Source organism: Chitinophaga sp. 10T418 (genome assembly GCF_056394125.1).
In genome coordinates this window covers 1-800 of sequence record NZ_JBFTHG010000048.1, presented here as the reverse complement: position 1 = coordinate 800, position 800 = coordinate 1, and the positions used below count along the sequence as shown (strand labels likewise).

At 50.9% G+C, this 800-nt stretch carries 1 protein-coding gene; it reads right to left on the bottom strand.

What is annotated here, in order from left to right:
• Nucleotides 1-800 (bottom strand): Ig-like domain-containing protein (locus AC1DCV_RS35710; protein ID WP_477027672.1); only part of this gene is annotated, 800 nt, incomplete at both ends.

Here is an 800-nt window from a genome sequence, read left to right as displayed (position 1 = left end):
CCGGTAGTGTTGCCTACATTATTGAGTGTGAGCACCGCATCCTTTCCTGCTGTGTTACGGATAGTGCCGGTAACTGCTGTGCCGAGTGTAATACCATCCATATCCATATCGCCCTGCTGCACGGTGTAGCTGTATAGTAAGGCATTGGTGCCGCTGCCGCTTACGAGTGTAGCGGATCTTGTGGTGGCGCCTATGATTACATCCAGCGATGAGGCACCGGTAACATTCACTGGCTCACTGAAGTGAACGGTGAAGGAGAGTACCTGGCCAAGTCTGTAAATAGCATTTGCCGGTACATCTACTGCTGTTACCACTGGAGCTGTTCCTGCAAAAATGAGACTTAATGTATTGGAAGCGGTATTACTATTATTGCCCACGTTCACGGCTACACTGGCGGGTACCTGGAGGGTTACTGCGCCATCTGTGGCAGGTGTTACGAGTACGGTGTAAGTAATATTGTCCGTTGTCTGGAATGCGCTTAAAGTAGCGTTGGTGGTGGTAATGTCGCCCAGCGTAAATCCAGTCACTGCTTCGGTGAAGGTGATGGTCGCTGTGAATGGTGCTATCACCGGCGAGGTAGCAGTAGTGGAAATGACTACACCCGGATTAGTGGTATTTACCAGTACSCCGGTAGTGTTGCCTACATTATTGAGTGTGAGCACCGCATCCTTTCCTGCTGTGTTACGGATAGTGCCGGTAACTGCTGTGCCGAGTGTAATACCATCCATATCCATATCGCCCTGCTGCACGGTGTAGCTGTAYAGTAAAGCATTGGTGCCGCTGCCGCTTACGAGTGTAGC